Origin of the sequence: Bifidobacterium sp. M3-N-101 (genome assembly GCF_023656805.1) — a bacterium.
Classification (GTDB): domain Bacteria; phylum Actinomycetota; class Actinomycetes; order Actinomycetales; family Bifidobacteriaceae; genus Bifidobacterium; species Bifidobacterium breve.
The window spans coordinates 25421-48819 of the sequence record NZ_JAMOKQ010000012.1 but is presented as its reverse complement, the minus strand read 5'-3'; the positions used below and the strand labels follow the sequence as shown (position 1 = coordinate 48819).

Below are 23399 nucleotides of genomic sequence, written 5' to 3'. Positions count from 1 at the left end.
GGCTCGTACAAAACTCAAGTTCGTATGCCTCACTTGCCCTGTTCGCCGTTCTGTTCGGCCTCAAGCTGGGCCTTGAGACCCGCCAAACCGGCGAAACGAATATCTTCCATTTCGTGGTGATGATCGGGGTTCTCGTTCAGATCGATGCCGCACTGCGAGCACAGGCCTTTGCAATCCGGCTTGCACAGTGGCTGCAGCGGCAGGGATTCGACCAACGTGTCTCGAATCATCGCCTCGATATCCGCAAAAGCGCCGTTTTCCAGCAGCGGATACGTATCCTCTGATTCGTCTTCGCCGGCGATGATGTCGACTTCCTCATCTTTGCCGTTTTTGCTGCCACTCTTGCCGTGGCCTTTGTCCGCTGCGGATTCGTACGGGAAGAATACGGTGACATTCACCGGCCAGTCCTCGTCGATGGGCTTTAAACAGCGGGTGCATTCGCTGACGAATGGTGCGACCAGTCGGCCGGTAAAAATCAGTCCATCCACGATGGAGTCGAATGAGCCGGTAACGTGAACCGGGTCACCCTCCTTGATGCCGACGATGTCGTCGCCGATACCGCTCGGGGCGGGGAAGTCGGCGTCGATCTCCTTGGATTGTCCGGCTCGTGAAGCGATTTGAGCCACCGGGATCGCCCACAGAGAATCCTCGACTCGTGCCATAGTTCTGCCTTTCGTCTTTTGCTGCGGCACAGCCGTGTGAGGCGTATCGGGTGTTGTCTTCGTCCCGTGCGCCGCTATGCCGCATTCGTGAATGATGCAGTGAGTGTGCTGCTGGTTACTGAGCTTCGGGGTAGTCATTCAGCGTCAGCTTGGGCAACTGCTCTCCGGCCGAGCGCTGACGCTCTTCCAGCACGTTCAAACCTGCTTGTACATCTTGGGTGAGCTTGCCAAGCTGCTGGGACAGACCCTCCATAACCGTGGTGCAATACTGGTCAGCGCCTTGGGTCAGGTGGTCGGACTTGGCCTGGGCTTGCTCAAGAATCGTGCGGGCCTTCTGACGGGCCAACTCAGTGACGTTTTCCTGTCCTGCCAGGAATTGAGCCTGTTCGTTGGCTTCCCTGACCATATCCGCGGCGCGGCTCTGGGCGGATGCGACGACGGCGTTGGCCTGTGTCTGTGCGGATTCCAGGCGGCGCTCGGCTTCGCGCATCAGTGCGGAGGCGCGTTCCAGCTGCACCGGCAACAGCTTTTTCAATTCAGCAAGCTGGCTGGTGAACTCGTCGCGATCCACTTTGACCGTGCCGGGCGAGAACATGCTGGTTTTGGCCTCATCGAGCATGGATTCAAGCCGATCGATGACGTCATACACCGTGGTGAATTCTGCGCGGCTCTTGTTTTCCGCCGAGTCGGCTTGCAGGGTTTCACGCAGATCGGGCAGTGTGCCCATATTGAATGCGGCTGCCTTGGTCGGGGCCGGTGCGGGAGCCGGCGCCTCTGGGGTCGGTACCGCATCGGTTGCCTCGGTAGGCGGCAAATCGACCGGTGCCTCTTCAGTGGGGGCGGTCGGGACCGGATCCGGGGTGGTCAAGTCGACGTAACCAGTGGGATGTTCATCACTCATAGTTATCAGTCCTTTGCTTCTCGTTCCTGTGCCAAAGCATCGCTGAGCATGGGGACGACGCAATCGGGCACCATGCCGGTCACGTCGCCTCCGTGGCGAGCCACGTCTTTGACAATGGAGCTGGAAATATGTTCAAGAATCGGATCGGCGGGCAGAAACAGGGTCTCAATGCCGGCGAGCTTGCGATTGACCAACGCCATGCCCAGTTCGGCCTCGTAATCGCCGTTCTGACGCAGTCCTTTGACGATGACGGTGGCGCCGACCTTCTGGCAGTAGTCGGTGATCAGGCCATCGGTGGAGGAGACGACGACGTTGGTGCAGCCGGCTTTCTCCAGCGCGCGGCGAATTACCTCGACTCGCGTGCTTTCGGAAAACATCGGTGTTTTCGCGGCATTGACGGCCACCACCACGTGTACCTCGTCAAAGAATCGTGCCGAGCGCTCGATTACATCCAAGTGTCCGGCGGTGACGGGGTCATACGAGCCGGGGCATACTGCGATAGTCATGCCTTCTAGCCTACCGCGAATGGTGTGCAATGGTGCGCTTCGTGCGGCCACACGTTACATGCGGAGGGTTTCGCGGTTTGCGATGGGAATCTATGATGGGATGCAGTTGAATCGTACAGTACGAGGAAAGAAGTACACTATGACTTTTGCTGATCTGTTCTCCAATGACGACGAACCGCTGCGCAACCCCGACCAGGGTGCCGGAACCTCCGTGCTGGAACGTCCGGAGACCAAGGAGTCGCCGGTGCGCGACGATGGCGGCGACGCCGACCGTTTTGCGCACTATGTGTCCAAGGACCGTATCGCGGAATCCCGCGCGACCGGCCGTCCGGTGGTGGCGCTGTGCGGCAAGGTCTGGGTGCCCAAGCATGACCCGTCCAAGTATCCGGTGTGCCCGGACTGCAAGCGCATCTACGAAGAAATGATGGGCTGATTTTTCGTTCCCGCTGGCGGGAGCTGTCAGCAAAGCTGACTGAGGGTGGTTGTCTCGGCAAGACTACTTGGTTCCCCTCTCTGAGGGGAGCTGGCTCGCGCAGCGAGACTGAGGGGAGCAACGAGTTCGCACCCGTTACTCCCCTCAGTCGTCTACGATGACAGCTCCCCTCAACGAGGGGAGCCAGGACGTTTCTAGCGTGCCGAAATCTCGTCGATGAGCTTGAGCTCATCATCGCTGAAGTGGGTGTTCTTCAGCGCGCCGATGTTGTCCAGAATCTGTTGCGGCTTGGAGGCGCCGGCCAGCACGGAAGTCACCTTGCCGTCGTGCAGCAGCCATGCCAGGCTCATCTCGGCCAGCGTCTGGCCGCGCTCGGAGGCCAGGTTGTTCAGATCCATGACCTGCTTGTGTAGTTTCTCGGTCAGCGCGGAATCGTTGAGGAATCGCGGATCGTGAGCCATGCGGCTGTCGGCCGGAATGCCGTTGAGATAGCGGTTGGTCAGCAGGCCCTGTGCCAGCGGGCAGAAGGTGATGAGGCCCTTGCCCAGCTTGAAGGCGGTCTCTTTCAGGCCGTTCTTTTCAACGGTGCGATCGAGGATGTTGTACTTGTTCTGGTTGATGATGAACGGCACGTGCAGTTCTGCCAGAATTGCGGCGGCCTTTTCCATGGTCGAGCCGTCGTAGTTGGACAGGCCAGCGTACAGCGCCTTGCCGGAATTCACGGCCTGGGCCAGTGCTCCCATGGTCTCCTCGAGTGGCGTCTCCGGGTCCGGGTGGTGGTGGTAGAAGATGTCCACGTAATCAAGGCCAAGGCGTTCCAGCGACTGGTCGAGTGAAGCGAGCAGGTACTTGCGGCTGCCGAGATCGCCGTAGGGGCCGGCCCACATCTCGTAGCCGGCCTTGGTGGAGATGATGAGCTCGTCGCGGTGGTGCTTGAAGTACTTGGTGAGCAGCAGGCCGCAGTTCTTCTCGGCCTGGCCGGGTTCGGGGCCGTAGTTGTTGGCCAGGTCGAAGTGGGTGATGCCGTTGTCGAAGGCGGTGAAGACCAGGGACTTCATCTGGTCAAACGGCGTGATGTCGCCGAAATTGTGCCAGAAGCCGAGCGATACCGCCGGCAGCTTGAGGCCGGAGGTGCCGGCGCGGTTATAGGTCATCGTGTCATAACGATGCGGGTTGGGGGAGTAGACGGTGGTTGGCTCGAACATTGAGTCTCCTTGATGTGCTTGAGGCCTGAAATCTCTATTGTGCTGCGCAGCCGTGTGCCGGATCCGTGTGCAGCGCGGATACGTTGGCAGTTGGTTGCGCCGTAAGGTATCATGGTTCCAGTTAAAGTGAACTTTAATGCAAGTGGCTGTGTTGCTTCAGCGTGTCGCGGCTGAGGGCGGGGCGGTTGCATCGTGCAACGGGACGGTCGGAGAGCTGTGAAAGATCGTATGCTCCGCGGGCGTCAAGGAGAAAAACTAATGACCTACACCATTCGTCAGGTGGCTACCCAATTCCACATGCAACCTTCCACGCTGCGCTACTACGAAGAGCAGGGATTGCTGACCAACGTGGACCGCACCGAAACCGGCCAGCGCGTGTATGAGGATTGCCATCTCAACCGTCTGCGTGCGATCTGCTGCTTCAAGAACGCTGGCATGACCATTGATGATTTGAAGAAGTTCTTCGTCTATGAGTCCAATGAGCCCGAGCATATCGACGAAATTCTGGATTTGCTTGAATCCCGTCGCGAGTCGCTGGACGAGCAGCGGCACGCGCTTGACGAAGCCGCCATGCACGTGCAGCGCAAACTGCACTATTACACCGACATCAAGCATGCGATTGATTCCGGTGGTGAGATGCCTGACTGGGCCAACTACAAGACCCGCGCGTATTCCATCGACTGCTAGTTATCCGCTAAGCCACCAGTGCCTTGTTCGGCAGCGCGCGGTCGAGCACCCAGACAATCAGCGATATCACCAGGAAGGCCAGCGCCAGCCTGCCGCAACTGATGCCGAATCCCTGCCAACCGAGCTTGTCCAAGTTGATGAAGTCGTAAGGGTACGGACTACCGCCAGCCGCGGGGCCCGAACCCGGCCAGATCGCCGCGCGAATCAGCACAAACGCCAGGTACGCGGGGAAATACACCAACCACGAGAACATGTAATGCCAACGGAACCGGCGATGCGGGTCGAACAGAAGGAAGTCGATCAGTGCCATGATCGGGGCGATTTTGTGCAGCATCGTATTGGTCATGATGCCAACTACCTGCGGTACATAATCCGGGTTATCCGGCGGCATCAGGAAGAACGCCACCAATGCGGTGACAATGGCGTACAAGGTCAGGCAGCCCTTGAGCCAGGCTGGCGGTTGGATGCCCTTGAGCAGGGTGGCAGCGCCCGCCCACAGCATCACGATGCCCAACACAAAGCCGGTCTGAAACGTGAAATACACCCAATACTGCGGTTTCGACCATGCTTCGTACGTGCCCACAAAGCACAGTCCGGCAATCGCTAGACGCCATAATGCCACAATGAATCTCATGCTTTCTGAGTGTAGCCAGTCTTTCGGGTGGTGACAGCACTCCCCGTGAGAGGCAATTCGGACTACACTGATGGTCAGCACAATCGAACGTAGGAAAGGCCCTGTCAATGGTGGATTATTCGCCGGCTTTGATGACCGACATGTACGAATACACGATGCTTGACGCCGCGCTGAAAGACGGCACCGCCAACCGTAAGTGTGTGTTCGAGGTATTCACTCGCCATCTGCCCGAAGGCCGCCGTTATGGCGTGGTGGCCGGCACCGGTCGTATTCTTGACGCGCTTGAGCACTTCCATCTCGATGACGAAGACCTGAAATTCCTGTCTGACCGCCATGTGGTTAGCCCGGAGACCATCAAGTGGCTGGAAAACTTCCACTTCACCGGTTCGATTAAGGGCTACCGCGAAGGCGAGATGTTCTTCCCGAACTCCCCGATTCTGCAGGTTGAAGGCACGTTCGGCGAATGCACGCTGCTGGAGACGCTGATTCTATCTGTTCTGAACTACGATTCCGCCGTGGCTTCGGCAGCCTCCCGCATGGTGTCTGCCGCCAAGGATCGTCCGTGCATGGATATGGGTGGCCGCCGCACCAACGAGTGGGCTGCCGTAGCCGCCGCCCGCGCTGCTGTGGTGGGCGGATTCAAGGGCACCGCCAACCTGCTTGCTGCTCAGTTGTATGGATTGAAGGCGATTGGCACCGCGGCGCACTGCTTTACTTTGGTGCATGATTCCGAGCGCGATGCCTTTGAATCGCAGATTGAAGCATTGGGCAAGAACACCACGCTGCTGGTCGATACCTACAACATCGAGGAGGCCGTGAAGACCGCTGTCGAGGTTGCCGGCCCTGAACTGGGCGGTGTGCGCATCGATTCCGGTGACCTGGCTGCAATGGCCCAGCGCGTGCGCAATCAACTGGATGCTTTGGGCGCCACGAACACCACTATTACCGTTACCAATGATTTGGATGAGTATGCGCTGGCAGCTTTGCAAACCGCGCCGGTTGATTCCTATGGCGTGGGCACCATGCTGGTCACCGGCTCCGGCGCTCCCACCTGCGCGATGGTGTACAAGCTCACCGAGCGTGAAGGCGCGGATGGCACGATGGTGCCGGTGATGAAGAAGTCGAAGGACAAGGCCACTGTGCCCGGACGCAAACTTGCGTTCCGCTCTTACGAGTACTCGCTGGCCGAAACCGAACATGTGATCTCCGGTTCCGAGGAGAAGCTGGCTGGCTATGTGGCAGACCCGGCATGGAAGAACCTGTTGGTCGACTTTGTGAATCACGGTCAGATTGACGGCCAATGGCAAGGTCACGATGCCATCGTGGCGGCTCATGAGTACCACGCCACGGCTTTGGCCGAATTGCCCATCTCCGCGCAAAGCCTTATGAAGGGCGAACCGGTGATTCCCACGGAGACTACGGTTCTCTGACGAGAACCTTCATCTCCTCGGAATCCGTCGCAGCACAGCTGCTCCCCTCACCTACAGGCAGCCCACTGGGCCGCCTGCTTAACGGTTCGGCCGCGGAGACTACGGTTCTCTGACGAGAACCCGCCGTTGAGTTCGTGGGACGAAATCTGAAATTCGCCATTTTTGGCGTATTGTCCCACATCAGCGTGGGACAATACGTACGTCAAACGTTTGATATGCGAGTTGTCCCAACATCACATCATTAAAAACGTTGGAATAATGCCATTCTCGTTTCAGTATGAATAACACGATGCTGAGTGGGCGTGGGACGATAAGTCAAAAATCCCTAATTTTGCATGTCGTCCCACGCCATCATGAATCTCAGCAGTCGATGGGACGCAACGACTCCACCATTTCACGGGCCGTGATGGTGTAACGCGGATGGTGGCGCCACGTCGACTGGCCTCGGCTGGCCTGCGGCCTGCGATGGTGTGATGGTAGTGAATTACCCGTTGTTAAGACAACATCGTTGCACTCGCAGCATAGGGCGGGTGGCGTATGCTGGGGCGCATGGTTGAAATCAAAGATATGCTAGGCGATTGCCAGATTATTCGTGCCGACGGCCGCAAGGTTGATGAACTGCGTCCTGTGCGCATTACCCGTCACTTTACCGATGCCCCTGAGGGGTCGGTGCTTATTGAATGCGGCAACACCCGCGTGATGTGCACCGCCACTTTTACGCCGGGGGTGCCCCGCTGGCGCAAGGATTCCGGCCTTGGCTGGGTCACTGCTGAATACGCGATGCTGCCGCGTGCCACTTCCGAGCGCACTGATCGTGAATCTGTGCGTGGCAAGATTGGCGGTCGCACTCATGAGATCAGCCGTCTGATTGGTCGCTGCCTGCGTGGTGTCATCGATATGAAGGCACTGGGCGAGAACCAGATTCAGCTTGATTGCGATGTGCTGCAGGCCGATGGCGGCACCCGTACCGCCTCTGTGACCGGTGCATATGTGGCGCTGGTTGATGCGGTCAACTGGGCGGAGAAGAACCGCCATATCAAATCTGCAGACAAGGTGTTGAAGGACTATGTCTCCGCCGTGTCTGTAGGCGTGATTAACGGCACGCCGATGCTGGATTTGCCGTATATCGAAGATAGCCAGGCCATGACCGATATGAACGTGTCCATGACCGGTTCCGGCACGTTCATTGAGATTCAGGGCACTGCCGAACATCGCCCGTTCAACCGTGCCGAACTTGGCACTCTGCTTGATTTGGCCGAAAAAGGCAACAAGGAACTGCAAGCAGCCCAGCGTGCCGCATTGGCACTGGACTGAGTCGTTAGCCATTCGTCGTAGACTTCCCTCAGTCAGCGCGCATACCATGGCTCCCCTCTTTAAGAGGAGCTGTCGCTGAAGGCGACTGAGGGGACTCGACACACATAGCAAGGAATCCATCATGCAAATCGTTGTCGCCACTCATAACGAAGGTAAGCTCGTTGAAATCCGCCGCATCCTTGAGGAGGATCTCGGCCCGGCCGCCGCCGACATCGAACTGGTGTCTGCCGGCAGCCTTCATCTTCCCGACCCGGTGGAAACCGGCGTGACCTTCCAAGAAAACGCCCTGCTCAAGGCCCGCGACGTGGCCAGCCGTACCGGTTTGCCCGCCATCGCGGATGATTCCGGCCTCATCGTTGACGTGATGGGCAACGCCCCCGGCATCCTGTCCGCCCGTTGGGCTGGTGCCCACGGTCATGACAAGGCCAACAATGCACTGTTGCTCGCGCAGATCGAAGACATTCCAGATGCCAAGCGCACCGCCCGCTTCCGTTGCGCCGCAGCTCTGGTGGTGCCGGACACCGAAGCTGGTGCCGACGTGACCGGTGGGGTGGCAGATGGTGGCGAGGCTGCCTTGTCTTCTGCCCACACCACGGCCGCGGATGGCGGCCCCGCTCCGATCTCGGCGCGATACGCCATCGCTAGCGAAACAGTGGAACTCGGCGAAATGCCGGGCGTCATTATCCGTAAGCCTCGCGGCGAGCATGGTTTCGGCTACGACCCGCTGTTCGTGCCTGACGATCAGCCGGCTGGCCGTACCAGCACCGAGCCTGACTATGAGGGCGAGCCGTTGACCAGCGCCGAAATGACTCCAGCGGAAAAGAATGCGATTTCCCATCGTGGCAAGGCGCTCAAGGCCTTGATTCCCGCAGTCGAAGCGCTACTAGCCGACTGAACTGCTGCCTCCTGCGGCGGAGACCATAGAGACCTTAATACATATCAATTGAGCCGGTGGCTCCAGATGCATTCTGGAACCACCGGCTCAATTGTTCCCGTCAACCCACACGGCTACATATGCGGTCACACGCCCATCAGTGCGTGCGCCACGGCCATCATCACCAATGCGATCATTGCCGTAATCGCCAGCGAGAAGCCCGCAAGCTTGGCGTTGCCCAGTACCTTGTCGGTGAACAACGTGGAGAATATGGCAATCGGTGCGAGCGAGCAAATCACCATCACGGCGCGGACTGAAGCCGAGAACGGCAGCAGGAACCAGGAAACCAGTGCAAAGGCGACGCTGAACGGCACTCGCCAGGCAATCACGGACAGTACTTCCTTGACGTCATGCTTGGACTGCGGCAGATCCATCAGCATGCCCACCATCAGCATGGACACCAAGGCGTTCGCGCCGCTTAATGGCTGGCAGATTGAGGCAATCCAGTCGGGAATGGGCACGTTGGCCAGCGTGACGACAATCATCACCAGATAGGTATCGAACGGTACCGACCCAAAGAAGCTTTTAGCTATGGTGCCTAGCAGCGCTCGCCGGGCGAGTCGTTTGGCGTCCTTGTCTTTGGGTTTCGTGTATGGCAGGGTGGGTGCGGCGCCGGCATGCTGCTCGGCAAGTGTCTTGCCGGGGCGGATGTGCAGCAATTGCTGGGTGAGCACGTTGGTGCCAGCAGCCACCATAATGCAATTGCCGATATCGAACATAGCGGCCGGAACCACTGCGCCTGCGCCCCAGAACGACTGCACCACGGGGAACGAGAAACAGCCGAGGTTGAAGCCGGCTCCATTGAGCATCAGGAATGCGCGGTCGGTCACATTGCGTTTGCGTGTGGCCAGAAAAATGAACACGACGGGGAGCGCCGCGAACAGAAAAGCGAACAGGGAGACCCATAGCAGTGAGACGTCGTGCGGATTGGTAGCAAACGAATAGACGATGGCCCCCGGCAGCACGATATTGAACTCGGCGGTTTGCAATACGCGGTAATCCTTCTGTCCGAACAATCCGAAGCGTTTGAACAGGTATCCGGCGAGCATGATTAGCAGCAGGCCGACCGGCGTCAGTATGGCGGACACAACTCTCTCCCTTATCTAGCCTCTGATAGATTCTATTGTCCGCGTATTTCGGATATCGCGCGATATCATCGCCACACCGTGGACGAGTGGGTGCCGGAAGGGCGGAAACAGGCCGCAAACCATATGAAAAACAGAATCTCTGGCTCAACCGTTTTCGGTTTTGAACCATCGAAAATCTCATATTTTCCATCATATTTACAGCGGGAATGATAGAAGAAAACCTCTCAGAATCATTGGTATTTCAGTGGTTCTGGGAGGTCTTAACCAGTGCGCGAGATGGGACTTGAACCCACACGTCAAAGACACAGGAACCTAAATCCTGCGCGTCTACCAATTCCGCCACTCGCGCGTGCACGCCGCTCAACGGCACCGGCTCGTTCGGAACCTGCGCGTATTGGGCGATATGCAAAACCCTAGGTGGACGAACCAGCCTAGGGTGTTCGAGCCACTTGTCAGAATCGAACTGACGACCTGCTCATTACGAGTGAGCCGCTCTACCGACTGAGCTAAAGTGGCTTGGTTCGCGGGAGGCATTTCGCCAGCCGCGCACAAGAAGTCAAGTATAAAGTAACCCCGCGAAAAGTCCAATCAAGAATGATTGGTGGTGTCGCACATGATTTCGCTGGTATGCAGGCGTCGAATCTTTCGCGACAAGTGAGTCGAATTCCGTTGGGAATGGCTTTGTTTAGTCGTGACTGCGGCCTGAGATTGCGGTATTATGGTTAACGCAACGGTGCAATCGATGTCATTTATCTCAATTGAATAATTTTGTTCTTTTTATGTCTGAATTTGTGAGTATTCTGTTTGGTGATACGGAGCGTGTGTGAGCTGTATGCACAGGCGCTCCAGTCACTGATGAAAGGAATGGAATCCTATGGCCATCAATCCGCCCGTTGACGCCACCCAGACCCCCGAGTGGGCCGCCCTGCAGAAGCACTATGACGAGCTTCAGTCCGAGGGTGTCAGCCTCAAGAAGTGGTTCGCCGATGACGCCGAGCGCGTCGACAAGCTGTCCTTCGACGCTGGCGATCTGCACTTCGACCTCTCCAAGAACCTGATCAAGCCGGAGACCCTCCAGCTGTTCGCCAACCTCGCCAAGGCCGTCAAGCTTGACGAGCGTACCAAGGCTATGTACTCCGGCGTGCACATCAACAACACCGAAGACCGCGCTGTGCTGCACACCGCTCTGCGCCGCCCGGTTGAGGATGAGGGCAGGTACATCGTTGACGGTCAGGACACCGTCAAGGACGTGCGCGAGACCCTCGACAAGATCTACGCCTTTGCTGACGACGTTCGTTCCGGCAAGTGGACCGGTGTGACCGGCCGCAAGATCGAGACCGTAGTCAACATCGGCATCGGCGGCTCCGACCTGGGTCCCGTCATGGTGTACGAAGCGCTGAAGCCGTACGCCGACGCTGGCATCTCCGCTCGCTACATCTCCAACATCGACCCGAACGACCTGGCCGAGAAGACCAAGGGCCTCGACCCGGAGACCACCCTGTTCATCATCGTTTCCAAGACCTTCACCACCCTGGAGACCCTGACCAACGCTCGCGAAGCCCGCACCTGGCTGCTCGAGGAGCTCGCCGCCAACGGCGCTATCGCCGAGGGTGATGAGGCTCAGAAGGCTGAAGCCATCAAGAAGCACTTCGTGGCCGTCTCCACCAACCTGGAGAAGGTCGAGGAGTTCGGCATCGATCCGAACAACGCGTTCGGTTTCTGGAACTGGGTTGGCGGCCGTTACTCCGTCGACTCCGCCGTCGGCACCTCCCTCGCCGTGGTCTTCGGCCCGGCTCGTTTCGAGGAGTTCCTGCACGGCTTCCACGAGATCGACGAGTACTTCGCCAACACCCCGTTCGAGAAGAACGTCGTGGTGCTGCTCGGCATGCTCAACGTCTGGTACCGCAACTTCTTCAAGGTTGCCTCCCACGCCGTGCTGCCGTACGACCAGTACCTGCACCGCTTCCCGGCCTACCTGCAGCAGCTGACCATGGAGTCCAACGGCAAGTCCGTGCGCTGGGATGGCACCCCCGTTACCTCCGAGACCGGCGAGATCTTCTGGGGCGAGCCCGGCACCAACGGCCAGCACGCCTTCTACCAGCTGATCCACCAGGGCACCCAGCTCATCCCGGCCGACTTCATCGCGTTCGTCAACACCCCGAACCCGACCAAGGATGGCGACCAGGACGTGCACGAGCTGTTCCTGGGCAACTACTTCGCTCAGACCAAGGCTCTGGCATTCGGCAAGACCGCTGACGAGGTTCGCGCCGAGGGCACTCCGGAAGAGATCGTTCCGGCCCGCGTGTTCTCCGGCAACCGTCCGACCACCTCCATCTTCGGTGTGGCCCTGACCCCGTTCGCACTCGGCGAGCTCATCGCCCTGTACGAGCACATCACCTTCGTGGAAGGCACCGTCTGGGGCCTCGACTCCTACGATCAGTGGGGCGTCGAGCTTGGCAAGCAGCTTGCCAAGCAGATCACCCCGGCCATCTCCCAGGACGACGAAGCCCTCGCCGCCCAGGACGCCTCCACCCAGAGCCTGATCAAGTTCTACCGCGCCAACCGCGAGTTCTGATCTCCGCTCCTGCGTCGCTTCAATCAGAACTCGCGGTTGGCGCGCCGCGCTGTGTTGTTTGATGGTCGGTCTGGCGACCGTCCATGGCGCGAGTTCTGATCTCCGCTCCTGCGTCGCTTCAATCAGAACTCGCGGTTGGCGCGCCGCGCTGTGTTGTTTGATGGTCGGTCTGGCGACCGTCCATGGCGCGAGTTCTGATTCGCTAGCGCTCGGTCAGAATTTGCGATTCGCACGACCGTAGCTGTGCTGTTTGGTGGGCAGTTTGGCGACTGCCCACGTCGCGAGTTCTGATTCGCCTTCCTCAAGAAAGTTGACTGAGGAATCCTGCTAAGGGCCCGACATCTCCGGATGCCGGGCCCTTAGCATATGCGGGCTGAAGTCTGTCAGAGGAATTGAACGTGGTCATTCCGCTCTGACGCCTATTCGCAGGTATAAAGGTGTCTTTTACAAAGGTCGCAGGTATTTTGCATCGAGTTAGAGCCTCAAACGTCCTCCACATTGACACCAAATACCTGCAATCGTCTTAATGGTGTCTTTATACCTGCAAATATGGGTCGTAAATAGACCCGTTATACCTGCAAATACCTGTAAAAATATAAGTGAGAAGGTTATAAGCTCGAAATAAGCTTATAAAACGGCACCTTTTACCTGCAGACAAATTCATAAATGGGGCTCTCGAAATAGGTTGCAGGTATAAAGGCACTATGTAGGTCGGTTATCGCATCGCCCGCATCGCCAGTGTGCTCGGTCGCCTTTATCGCGTCCGGTATCGGAAATGATGGGCGAATGCCTTGGTGCGGGAAGCAACGCTCAGGCACCCTTATTCGCCTCATCCAGCGTCAGCAGGTCGTCGTCGGCATCGTAATCGAACAATTCGCCGTAACGGCCCCACTCCACGGCGATGGCGAACTGCTGGTGTGCGTCCTCGTCGGAATACCGCGCGTGCAGCAGATCCAGCATGAGTTCGCCACGCAGATGACCGCCCGAGGCGTGCCGCAACGCATGTTCGATATTGCGTACCAGCGGCACATGCTCCATTGCCAGCGAGGCGAACACCTGCTTGGCGCGCAGAATATCCGCCTGATGCCAAGCGTCGCCAGCCTCGGTGATTTGTACATGGCCGTCGCGCACGACGATTACATGCAGCAGCGTGCCGGCATCCACCAGCGGGAACAGGTCATCGACCTCGAACGAGAGATCCGATGCCAGGTCAGCCAAGTCGATGCCGTCCGGATGCTCGGCAACCACATCCAGCAAGCCCGCCAGTCCGCCCGGTGTGGCGTTCGGCAACGGCCGGCCCTTGATCTTCTCTAGGGGTTCAGCCGTCTGCAGGTTGGTCTCATCCATGGCCGGCACGTTCGCACTCGATGCCGATAGTTCGGGAGCCTCGGCCTTGTGCGCGGGCTGCGCGGGCTGTGTGGTCTGCCCGGTCAAAATCGCATACAGCTTGTCCACCATCGCCTCGAATGCCGCGCTGTGACGGTCGCGCGGGCGCGGCAAATCGACCCGAACATTGGCGATCAGATGTCCCGGATGCGAGCCCAGCACCACCACACGGTCGGCCATCTCCACGGCCTCTTCAATGTTGTGCGTAACCATCAGCACCGATTTGATGCTGCGCTGTTCACTCGACCACAGCTTGAGCACTTCCTGACGAAGATTCTCGGCAGTCAGCACATCCAGCGCGGAGAACGGCTCATCCATAAACAGTGCATCCGGCTGCAACACCAATGCGCGCGCGATGCCCACGCGCTGCCGCATGCCGCCGGACAATTCCTTGGGATATGCCGATTCAAAGCCATCCAGGCCAATCATGTCAATGGCATCCAGCGCCAGTTTGGTGCGCTTCGCCTTCGGCATGCCGCGTGCCTTGAGACCCAACTCCACATTGTCTTGCACCGTGAGCCACGGCATCAGTGCGAAGGTTTGGAATACGAGCGCGATGCCGGGATTCGGCCCGGTCAAAGTCTCACCGCGATACTTGACCGTGCCGCTGGTGGGCTTGACCAGTCCGGCCAGTACACGCAAGAATGTGGACTTGCCGGCGCCTGAACGGCCCAGAATCGCAACGATCTCGCCCTCGTAGAGGTTGAATGAGATGTCGTGCAGCACGGTGAGCTCGGTGCCGTTGTCCGCCGTGAAGCGCTGGCTGATGTGCCGTGCTTCGATGATGGTGCTTTGCGGGGTCACCGCCCGCAGCGAACGAATGGTTTCTTTTGCGATGGTCATAGTGTTCTCCTTAAGTCCTTAATTTTTTTGGGGGAGGGGCTCAGCCCGCTTCGCATTCAGCTACCCTCCCTGAGGGGGAGCTGTCGCCAAAGGCGACTGAGGGGAGCTCCATATAACGTCATTAATTCAGCGCGAATCGATGTTCAGCCAGTCGCTGCAGCGGATTCCAGAACAGGCGGTTGACTGCCACGACAAACACGCTCATCACAGCCACGCCGATGATGGTGCGCACGGTGTCGCCGTTCTCCGTGGCCTCGGCAATGTAAGCGCCCAGCCCGGAAGCGGTCAACGTGCGCTGTCCGTAGCTGACGATTTCCGAAACGATTGACGCATTCCATGCGCCGCCGGCTGCCGTGATACCGCCCGTGACCCACGACCCGAACACTGCCGGAAGAATCAGCTCGCGCCATCGCTGCCAGCGCCCCAGCTGGAAGCTGCGCGTCATCTCACGCAGATCGTCGGGAATCTGGCTGGCCCCGGCGATCACATTGAACAGGATGTACCATTGCGTGCCCAACGCCATCAGCAGGATGCTGCCCCAATTGATATTCACGCTGCACGCCACGAACCAGAGCGTCACGAACGGGAACGTGAAGTTCGAGGGGAAGCTGGCCAGTACCTGCACAATCGGCTGCATGAACCGCGAGACCCGTGGATTCATGCCGATTAAAGCCCCAACAGGCACCCATATCACCGAACAAACAATGGTGAGCAGCGCCACTCGCAGGAAGGTCAGCATGCCGAGTGCGAGCGCATGTCCCAACTCGTCAAAGCCCGCATCGCGGTGAATCACCAGCATGAGCTCGATTACCCCGAACGCGCTTGCCGCCACGACGACCACCATAAAGAGCACGTCAAGTACGTGGCTTCGGGTGGACTTTATCTCAACGGACCAGCGTCCTCCGGTGCGGCCCAGCGGCCGGGTCAGCGTGTCGAACAGCTCGCCGACCGGCTGAAAGAGGCGGTCAAGCATCTCGTCGATATGAGACTGGCGGATTATGGTCAGCACTGCACTGGTCTTGCGTACTGCGGACTCGCTTTGTGTAATGCGGAATTTCTCGGCCCACGCGGTCAGCGGTTTCCAGAGCAGCACGTCAATCAGCAGCACGACTGCCACCATCGTCACGATGGCCCAACAGATTGCCGCGAGGTTCTCCTCGGCCGCCGCCTGCGCCACGAAACTGCCGATACCGGGCAATGCATACGTGTGATTGTTGACTGAAATCATCTCGGACGCGGTCAGGAAGAACCAGCCCCCGCCCACGCTCATCATGCAGTTCCAGAGCAGCGGAATCATTGCGTTTGGCACGTCCAACGTCCAGAATCGCTGCCAGCGGGTAAGCCTCAGGGAGCGGGCCGCCTCATCGAGTTCGCGCGGCTCGCTGGTCAGGGACCGGGTGAACGAGAACGCCATATTCCATGCCTGACTGGTGAAGATGGCGAAAATCGACGCGGCTTCCACACCCAGCATCGAACCGGGGAACAGCACCATCCAAATAGTGATGGTGGCGGAGAGGAAGCCCAAAATCGGCACCGACTGCAGGATGTCCAGCAGCGGAATCAGCACGCGGCTGAGCCTGCGGCAGCGCGCGGCCGCCGTGCCGTACACAAACGTGAATACCAGCGAGAAGAACAGCGCCACGAACATACGGAATACTGAACGCAGCGCGTAATACGGCAGGTCGGCAAGATTCGTACTCACCGATGACGGCACGCCTTTCGGGCCGATGGGCTCGCCGATGGCCGGCAGAATCCAGGCGATCAAGCCGAACAGTGCCAAAATGCCGGCGATGACCAGCGCGTCGGCGGCAAGACGCACGGCGAACGGTTGACGGTCGGCCGAGGAAGTGGAGGGGTTTCGTGCCGGCGAGCTTGGGCGCATGGCGGCATGGTTGAACGAAAACATGGTCATGGAAGACCTCCCTATGCATAGGAAAGACAAATTATGCAAGGGTTATCCGGGGCGGGCGTCCTTGGTCCATCTCAGCGAGGGGAGCCAAGGAGCGATACGGGCAGGAGCCCGACTTGACGGATAACGGAATAACGAGACAAGACATCATCGCCGCAACAACTATGACTGTTGCCGGCGGCGGAACTACTGGAATAATCACCGTCCATCGGACTCTCACCTCCTTGCCGTCGTGCGCTCGCGGCGCAAAACCATACCGTCGTCGGTATCCTTGCGACCAGCAGGAGGGGCGGAAAGTATTCGAATCCGCCGATTCGAGCCATCGTTCAAGCTTTAGCATCGCAGGGCGGTGGAATTGCATTAGTTCATGCCTTGATCCGACAAGAACTGTTGACCAGCGTGCAGTGTCTCCACTGTTAGCGGCAGCAACCCATATCCCTGCGGTAGCCTCGCCTACCGACGCTCCCAAGATAATGCCCGACCGCAAGCCTGTCAACTACGTCGCAGTGCCTTGGCGTTGGAATGCCATCCGGCAGCCGTTCTGTCCGCAATAATCCGTACAATTGACGATTGCTGTGTCGAGAAACGGGCCGCCGCATAAGCCCGCGTCTCCACGAGTCCAGTCCGAACGGCTGAGAAGCCCGACTTTCGGCGGATTGACAGGCTTCCCGAGGGCAAACCCGAAGGATAACAAGAACAGGCCACCAGCCATGCAGCTGCCAAAGGCGAGCGGCATGAGCGCGACGGATGGCCCCAACCTGGGGCTGATATGCGGCAGCACTGAAGGAACAACAATGGTTAACGCTGTTGAGGCTTTTGACGCCAAGCACATGAAGCCGGCCGAGGAAATCCCGGCTTTCCGTCCCGGCGACACCGTCGACGTGAACGTGAAGATTCAGGAAGGCAACAACTCCCGTATCCAGACCTTCACCGGTGTGGTGATCGCTCGTAAGGGTGCTGGTGTTCGCGAGACCTTCATCGTCCGCAAGATCAGCTTTGGCACTGGTGTGGAGCGTCGCTTCCCGCTGCACTCCCCGTCCATCGACTCCATCAAGCTCGTGCGTCGTGGCCGCGTTCGTCGCGCCAAGCTGTACTACCTGCGCGCTCTGCGCGGTAAGGCCGCTCGTATCGTCGAGCGCCGCGACAACTCTGCCAAGTGAGTCGTCACACAGGTTTGATCGCGCAGCCGATATTCGGTTCACACAAATAAACCGTGAAATTCAGCTCGGAACCGTTCGGGTTCCGGGCTGTTTTCGTTTTGCTCGCGTATGATGGACGCTCGCCGGCAACACGACCATGCCCGGCATTATGAATCGCAAGGAGACGCCATGCAGGACGATCAGGACAACGGTGAATCCCCGGCCCTTGACACTCTGGAAATCTGGAATGGGTCGAGCACTGCGGAATCCGCGACTGATGAGCCTCTTACCACCCGCTCCGCTGCATACGATTTTTCCGGTGACGATCCGGCTGATTCCGGTGCTTACCAGCCTCCATTGGACGATGATGCTCGTGACTCGCGGACCTTCCAGGTGGCGGACCACGGTGTCGCGTTGTCTCCGGTTCCTCCCGCGCCCATCCGCTCTTCTCGCAGTTCGCGGGCCAAGCACGCCGATTCTGCGGCGGCGCGAACGGGTGACGATCGATTCACGCTGCGTGATTTCGCGATTTGGTGTGGCACGCCCATCCTCATCGTGCTGTTGGTGCGCATCTTCCTCGTCGGCTTCTATGAGATTCCTTCTCGCTCGATGATGGATACTTTTGTACCCGGCGATCGTGTGATGACCAGCAAAATCTTCAATCTGCAGCGCGGTGATGTGGTGGTGTTCAAGGATCCCAACAACTGGCTGAATGAGGAGCAAAGCAACGCCATCGGTGGCGGATTCCTGATCAAACGACTGATTGGCATGCCCGGCGATGTGGTCGAGTGCAAAGGGGCCGGCCAGCCAATCACCATCAATGGTGTGGAGATTGACGAATCATCGTACATTCGCCCGGGAGTAGAGCCCAGCGCCTTCCCGTTTTCCGTGACCGTCACGGAAGGGCATGTGTTTGTTATGGGCGACAACCGCTCCAATTCAGCCGATTCCCGTTACCATCAGAACGATAATGACCATGGCTTGGTTCCCATTGATGACGTGGTGGGCACAGGCCTGGCGATTTACTGGCCGATTAACCATATCGGGCTTCTGGCATCTCACCATGATGTGTTCAAGGACGTTCCCGACGCGTCGTCCGGCTCCGCGTCCTGAGCGGCGCCTTGCCTGTGAGGCGAAATGATGATTACCCCAACGCTTGATCTTGAACGAAGCCTTGCCTCCCAAGGCTATGACCTTATTGTTGGCTTTGACGAAGTTGGCCGCGGCGCGTTGGCCGGCCCGGTCATGGTCGGGTGCGCTGCCATTTGGGCTCGTGATTTGAAACCGGATGCCGATGGCGAATTGGCTCAGGCCGATGGTTCTGCCGCCTCTTCGCGTGTGTCCGGTGACAATGGCACCGATGCAGGCGTGATCACCCCGGATCCCGCTCCATATCTGTCCGTACCTGCCGGTGTGGCCGATTCCAAAATGTTGACCGAGCACCGGCGTGAAGCCATTTTCGATGAGTTGTGCAGTTGGTGCGCTGCCTATGCCGTCGGCCAGGCCAGCAATGCCGAAATCGATGAGTGGGGCATTACCTATGCGCTCGGCGTGGCCGCTTTGCGTGCCCTCAATCAGGTCGAGCGTGACCTTGGTGTGGGAAGCGAATTTGGCTCCCCTCGGGAGGGGAGCTGCCTTACGGCTACTGAGGGGAGGCCTTTGCCGAGCCGACGGCCCATCACCATCGGCGCCATTCTCGATGGCCCCAGCGATTACATCACCAAGGCCCTCAACACCTTTGACGCTCCGGATGTGCCGATCCCGGCTGACGTGACCACCAAAGTCAAGGGTGACCAGCATTGTGCCACCGTGGCGACTGCTGCGGTTATCGCAAAAGTCACCCGTGACCGGCTGATGGTCTCCATCGCGCAGGGCAATCCGCGCTATGCCGCCTATGAGTGGGATCACAACAAGGGCTACGGTTCCGCGGCTCATCGTGCGGCCATCGCCGAGTATGGACCGACTCCACTGCATCGCACTTCCTGGCATTTGACCTGATGTTGCGGATTGCCATGCAGCGCAGTGGCTCCAGACCGATTCGCGACACGACAATGTGAGCGCTCACGCGAAATCGCCTCAGGCGCGCTAAAGTCAATAATTAATAAGGTGCAGCACGGCCGGGCACGGAATTCGGCCGCCAGCGGGGAGGTTCGGGCAGTATGGTGACCAGCCGCAAACCAAACAAGCGCCCATCCATGTTCGAGGTGGCCAAACTCGCCGGGGTCAGTCACCAGACCGTATCCCGTGTGATCAACGATTCACCGGATGTGTCTGATGCCACGCGTGCCCGTGTGCAGGCCGCCATTGACGAGCTTGGATATCGTCCCTCCAATTCCGCTCGTGCCTTGGCCTCCCGCCGTTCGCGTACTATCGGTTTGATCGCTGGCGGCCTGAAGTTCTTTGGTCTGATTTCCGCCATTACCTCCATCGAATCTATCGCCCGCGAACATGGACTGTTCATGAGCGTGATGATGGTGCATGAGGCTCTGTGCACGCAGTCCGACTTCGACAATCTGTGCGACACCTTCAATGAGCAGAACGTTGACGCCTTCATTTTCCTGACCCCGACTGATGTGATGTTCGCTGCCGCCTGCCGTGCGCGCGTCAACCAGCCGCGTGTGATTGTGACCTCCACCCACGGCCAGATGACCGTGCGCGAGGGGATGAGCCTGATTTCCACTGCAAACAAACGCCGTACGGCGATGGTCGGCATCGATCAGTGGGGAGCGATGGCCAAGGTGGTGAGTCTGCTGGGGGAGTACGGCCATAAGTCCGCCCTGTACTTCGCTGGCCCGAACGAGTGGCGTGACGCCCATACTCGCCTTGACGCTTGGCGCAAGCTGGCCGCGGCCCGATCTATTGACTCGCAGATCGTGCGCTGTCACACTTGGGATGCCGATGAGGCATATGCGCATATGAATCATTTGTTGGACGAGTATGGTCGCACTGGTGTGCCGCTGCCCACCGCAGTTGTTGCCGCGAACGACAATCAGGCCGTTGGCGTTGTGCGCTCGCTGCATGAGCATAGCCTGCGGATTCCGCAGGATATCAGCGTGGTTGGCTTCGATGACATGGCCGGTATGGATAACCTGTATCCGCCGCTGACTACCGTGCACCCTGATTTCGAGGGGCTCGGCGTGGCCGCCATGCGTGAGACGCTGCGACTGTTGGGGGAGGGGACGGAACCGACGTTCCTGTCCCAGCAGCATGGCGTGGGGTTGATTCCCGCTGAGATGTGTGCCCGTCGTTCCCTCGGTCCCGCCCCGCGGCGGTAGAACAACGGATTAGCTTTTTTGGGGCATTCTCTCGGTCAAACCGCTATTTTGCTGTGCTGAGTGCCGTTCAGCGGGGTGGATTATCGGTTTGCTCGTGGTTTTGCTTCGCTGAGTGCCGTTCAGCGGGGCTTATTTCCCGGTTGCTGGTGGTTTTGCTTCGCTGGAGGGCGTGCCGGTTGGCCCGTTCCGCCTCGTCGGCTCTGAGGCCATCGGTGAGGGCGTCATCGAGACCCTGAAGAAGTACCCGAAGTCCCCGGCTGTCCTCATGCAGAACCATGGCCGCAACAAGCGGACGTTCAGTGGCCATAACGCAGCATTCCTTCGTCTCGATAAATATTGCCGCCACTGTATCGAATTGATGTTAACCGTCAAACCAATGGCAGCTTGAGCAGGTAAGTCCAGATGGTGACGTCGATGGAGACTGCGAAATCGCCTCCAAGATGGGCGGTGGTGCCACGTGGCGGTATCGGTAAGTGCTTACCTACAAAAATGGAAGAGGACCGGCGCGGGGCCTCTTCCATTATCAGATTGGTCAGATTAGGGAACGGTGGCTCACCGCTTGCCGTTATAGATTTCGCTGTCGATCGCATCGGCGAACACGCGGTTGACAGCCGGGCGCACCACTTTGAGGGACGGCGTCAGGCACTTGTTCTCCTGCGTGAATTGCGTATCCAACACGGCGAACTTGCGCACGGACTCGGCGCGCGAAACCGTCGCGTTCGCTTTATCCACGTACTGCTGGATCTCTTCGCGCACTGCGGCGTTCGTGGCCAGACGGTCAACCGGCGTCTCCGTGGACAGTCCGTGTGCGGGCAGCCAGATGGCCAGCGACTCCGGGTCGAGCGTCACCAGCGCGCCGATGAACGGGCGCTGGTCGCCCACCACCACGCAATGCTCCACGATCGGGCACTTGGCGATCTCCTCCTCCAGCGGGATGGGGGAGACGTTCTTGCCGCCGGCGGTGATAATAATGTCCTTGATGCGGCCGGTGATGATGATGCGGCCCTCGTCATCAATCTCGGCCAAATCGCCGGTCCTGAGCCAGCCGTCGGCGGTGAACGCCTCGGCCGTTTTCTCGGGCAGATTATGGTAGCCGCGGAACACGTTCGGGCCCTTGACCTGCAGCTCGCCCTCATCGGAAATACGAATCGAGGAGCCGGGAGCGGGCTGGCCCACCGTGCCGATCACATTGTCGGTCACGCGTGTGGCGGCGAATGGGGCGGCGGTTTCGGTCATGCCGTAGCCCTGGATCATCGGCAGTCCGATGCCGTTGTAGAAATGCGCCAGATCAAGCGACAGCGGCGCTCCGCCGCAAGCCACGTACTTGATCTTCGGGCCCAGAGCGCCACGAACCGTGCGGTAGACGAGCGTCTCGTACTTGGCGCGCTCGGCGATCTCGGCAAACGTATGCTGCTCGCCCGCCTGCTCCTTGCGGCTCCAGACGCGCGCTGCCTCGGCGGCCTTCAAGAACAGGTGACCCTTCCAGCCGGCGCCGGCCTTGTGCGAGGCGGCGTTGTACACCTTCTCGAACACACGCGGCACACCCAGCAGGTAGGTCGGCTCAAAGGAACGCAGATCCGGCAGCAGCGACTTGGTGTCCGGCAGGTAGCCGACCACGCCGTCGTCGGAGGCGATGGAGGCGTACTGGATGAATCGCGCGAAGCAGTGGGCCAACGGCAGGAAGAGCAGCAATCGCGGGTGATCGTCGAGAACCACCTCATGCAGCGCCTGCGAGGCGGCGATGGTAATGGACACGAAGTTCTTGTGGGTCAGCTCCGCACCCTTCGGGTTGCCGGTGGAGCCAGAGGTATACACGATGGTGGCCAGGTCATTGGTGCGCACGGTGGCCACGTGCTCGTCCAGCTCTTCGTCGGAGACAGCCACGCCGAGGCCTTCCAAAGCACCCAGTGCGTTGCCGTCAATCATAAGAATCTGCTTCAACGTGGGGCAGTGGTCCTTGACCGAATCGAGCCGGTCATAGCGTTCGCGGTTGTCGGCAAAGGCCAGCTTGACCGCGGAATCGTTCATGATGCGCTGGGCTTGCGGGGCGGAGTCAGTGTCGTAAATCGGCACGCTCACTGCGCCCACTGCAGCCAGCGCGAAGTCGAGGATGCCCCATTCAAGGCGGGTGGAGGAGAAGATAGTGACCGCGTCGCCTTTGGTGATGCCCAAAGCGATGAGACCCTTGGCGGCAGAGACCACACGCTCGTGGAATTCGCCGGTGGTGACGTTCTGCCAACGCCCCGGGCCGATTTTCTTGGCTGCGATTACCGTGTCGGCACCGGTGCGGGCCAGTCGGTCGGTGAGCAGTGAATAGATGGTTTGGTCATCGCGGATCTCGATGGATCCGCCGGGCGTGGTGTATTCGGTAAGCATACGGCCGTTATTCCTTACAAACATGATGGCGGGTTGACAATTCGAGCCATTCTGACAACACAGGTTACGCTTGCGTAAGATACGGCGCGTTGTGCGCACTGA

At 59.1% G+C, this 23399-nt stretch carries 19 protein-coding genes, 2 tRNA genes, 1 pseudogene and 1 riboswitch; of the genes and pseudogenes, 11 read left to right on the top strand and 11 right to left on the bottom strand.

The features are described from left to right. Positions 1-29 precede the first annotated feature (29 nt). The 3 genes from NBH12_RS09885 to coaD form a co-directional block, all read right to left on the bottom strand. A complete protein-coding gene (locus NBH12_RS09885) occupies positions 30-662 on the bottom strand; it encodes a YceD family protein (RefSeq protein ID WP_025301022.1) in 633 nt (210 codons plus the stop codon). Between the two features lie 115 nt (positions 663-777). Next, entirely contained in the window at positions 778-1563 is a 786-nt protein-coding gene (locus NBH12_RS09880) for a cell division protein (RefSeq protein ID WP_003831877.1), read from the bottom strand. 5 nt (positions 1564-1568) lie between these two features. Next, on the bottom strand, positions 1569-2069 hold the full coding sequence (gene coaD, locus NBH12_RS09875; protein ID WP_003828261.1) for a pantetheine-phosphate adenylyltransferase: 501 nt from the start codon (positions 2067-2069) through the stop codon (positions 1569-1571). A gap of 139 nt (positions 2070-2208) precedes the next feature. Between coaD and NBH12_RS09870 the strand changes: the two genes are divergently transcribed. Continuing rightward, on the top strand, positions 2209-2502 hold the full coding sequence (locus NBH12_RS09870; RefSeq protein WP_052789742.1) for a DUF3039 domain-containing protein: 294 nt from the start codon (positions 2209-2211) through the stop codon (positions 2500-2502). 194 nt (positions 2503-2696) lie between these two features. On the opposite strand, the gene NBH12_RS09865 is transcribed toward NBH12_RS09870, so the two are convergent. Then, positions 2697-3707, bottom strand: coding sequence for an aldo/keto reductase (locus NBH12_RS09865; RefSeq protein WP_052828332.1), 1011 nt, complete (start codon positions 3705-3707; stop codon positions 2697-2699). 258 nt (positions 3708-3965) lie between these two features. Between NBH12_RS09865 and NBH12_RS09860 the strand changes: the two genes are divergently transcribed. Beyond that, the gene (locus NBH12_RS09860) at positions 3966-4394 is read left to right on the top strand and encodes a MerR family transcriptional regulator (RefSeq protein ID WP_052828331.1); all 429 of its coding nucleotides are present in this window, start codon (positions 3966-3968) and stop codon (positions 4392-4394) included. 7 nt (positions 4395-4401) lie between these two features. Here the strand turns inward: NBH12_RS09860 and NBH12_RS09855 are convergent, their stop codons facing one another. Further along, the gene (locus NBH12_RS09855) at positions 4402-5028 is read right to left on the bottom strand and encodes a Pr6Pr family membrane protein (RefSeq protein WP_052828330.1); all 627 of its coding nucleotides are present in this window, start codon (positions 5026-5028) and stop codon (positions 4402-4404) included. 107 nt (positions 5029-5135) lie between these two features. On the opposite strand from NBH12_RS09855, the gene NBH12_RS09850 reads away from it, so the two are divergent. The 3 genes from NBH12_RS09850 to NBH12_RS09840 all read left to right on the top strand — a co-directional run bounded on the left by NBH12_RS09850 (position 5136) and on the right by NBH12_RS09840 (position 8667). Further along, positions 5136-6458 carry a nicotinate phosphoribosyltransferase gene (locus NBH12_RS09850; RefSeq protein ID WP_106629263.1) on the top strand — a complete coding sequence of 441 codons (1323 nt, stop codon included), beginning with the start codon at positions 5136-5138 and terminating at the stop codon, positions 6456-6458. A 549-nt stretch (positions 6459-7007) separates the two neighbouring features. Beyond that, complete coding sequence (rph, locus tag NBH12_RS09845; RefSeq protein WP_052828342.1) at positions 7008-7772, top strand: ribonuclease PH; 765 nt, start codon at positions 7008-7010, stop codon at positions 7770-7772. Between the two features lie 121 nt (positions 7773-7893). Beyond that, the gene (locus NBH12_RS09840; RefSeq protein ID WP_052828329.1) at positions 7894-8667 is read left to right on the top strand and encodes a non-canonical purine NTP pyrophosphatase; all 774 of its coding nucleotides are present in this window, start codon (positions 7894-7896) and stop codon (positions 8665-8667) included. Positions 8668-8792: 125 nt separating this feature from the next. Here the strand turns inward: NBH12_RS09840 and NBH12_RS09835 are convergent, their stop codons facing one another. The 3 genes from NBH12_RS09835 to NBH12_RS09825 form a co-directional block, all read right to left on the bottom strand. After that, positions 8793-9794 carry an AEC family transporter gene (locus NBH12_RS09835; protein WP_003831715.1) on the bottom strand — a complete coding sequence of 334 codons (1002 nt, stop codon included), beginning with the start codon at positions 9792-9794 and terminating at the stop codon, positions 8793-8795. A gap of 268 nt (positions 9795-10062) precedes the next feature. After that, a tRNA-Leu gene (locus tag NBH12_RS09830) sits at positions 10063-10143 on the bottom strand. 94 nt (positions 10144-10237) lie between these two features. Continuing rightward, positions 10238-10310: transfer RNA gene (locus tag NBH12_RS09825), tRNA-Thr, on the bottom strand. 358 nt (positions 10311-10668) lie between these two features. Here NBH12_RS09825 and pgi point away from each other — a divergent pair. Continuing rightward, positions 10669-12369: a glucose-6-phosphate isomerase gene (gene pgi, locus NBH12_RS09820; RefSeq protein WP_065464317.1), complete on the top strand. Its 1701-nt coding sequence runs from the start codon at positions 10669-10671 to the stop codon at positions 12367-12369. 810 nt (positions 12370-13179) lie between these two features. On the opposite strand, the gene NBH12_RS09815 is transcribed toward pgi, so the two are convergent. Both NBH12_RS09815 and NBH12_RS09810 read right to left on the bottom strand, forming a co-directional pair. Next, the gene (locus tag NBH12_RS09815) at positions 13180-14598 is read right to left on the bottom strand and encodes an ABC transporter ATP-binding protein (RefSeq protein ID WP_003831713.1); all 1419 of its coding nucleotides are present in this window, start codon (positions 14596-14598) and stop codon (positions 13180-13182) included. Positions 14599-14719: 121 nt separating this feature from the next. Continuing rightward, positions 14720-16510 carry an ABC transporter permease gene (locus tag NBH12_RS09810; RefSeq protein WP_003831712.1) on the bottom strand — a complete coding sequence of 597 codons (1791 nt, stop codon included), beginning with the start codon at positions 16508-16510 and terminating at the stop codon, positions 14720-14722. Positions 16511-16818: 308 nt separating this feature from the next. Then, positions 16819-16975: riboswitch (M-box (ykoK) riboswitch) on the bottom strand. A 326-nt stretch (positions 16976-17301) separates the two neighbouring features. On the opposite strand from NBH12_RS09810, the gene rplS reads away from it, so the two are divergent. The 5 genes and pseudogenes from rplS to NBH12_RS09785 form a co-directional block, all read left to right on the top strand. Then, positions 17302-17667: a 50S ribosomal protein L19 gene (gene rplS / locus NBH12_RS09805; RefSeq protein ID WP_016462247.1), complete on the top strand. Its 366-nt coding sequence runs from the start codon at positions 17302-17304 to the stop codon at positions 17665-17667. A gap of 168 nt (positions 17668-17835) precedes the next feature. Next, positions 17836-18759 (top strand): signal peptidase I, encoded by a 924-nt coding sequence (lepB, locus tag NBH12_RS09800; protein WP_032739257.1) that lies wholly within the window; start codon positions 17836-17838, stop codon positions 18757-18759. 24 nt (positions 18760-18783) lie between these two features. Beyond that, on the top strand, positions 18784-19644 hold the full coding sequence (locus NBH12_RS09795; protein WP_404979201.1) for a ribonuclease HII: 861 nt from the start codon (positions 18784-18786) through the stop codon (positions 19642-19644). Between the two features lie 161 nt (positions 19645-19805). After that, positions 19806-20921, top strand: coding sequence for a LacI family DNA-binding transcriptional regulator (locus NBH12_RS09790; protein ID WP_015438436.1), 1116 nt, complete (start codon positions 19806-19808; stop codon positions 20919-20921). A gap of 169 nt (positions 20922-21090) precedes the next feature. Continuing rightward, positions 21091-21201, top strand: a pseudogene (locus tag NBH12_RS09785) (L-ribulose-5-phosphate 4-epimerase); the annotation flags it as partial. Between the two features lie 272 nt (positions 21202-21473). Here NBH12_RS09785 and NBH12_RS09780 read toward each other — a convergent pair. Then, positions 21474-23297, bottom strand: a complete 1824-nt coding sequence (locus NBH12_RS09780) for an AMP-dependent synthetase/ligase (protein WP_134859369.1) — start codon at positions 23295-23297, stop codon at positions 21474-21476. Positions 23298-23399 lie beyond the last annotated feature (102 nt).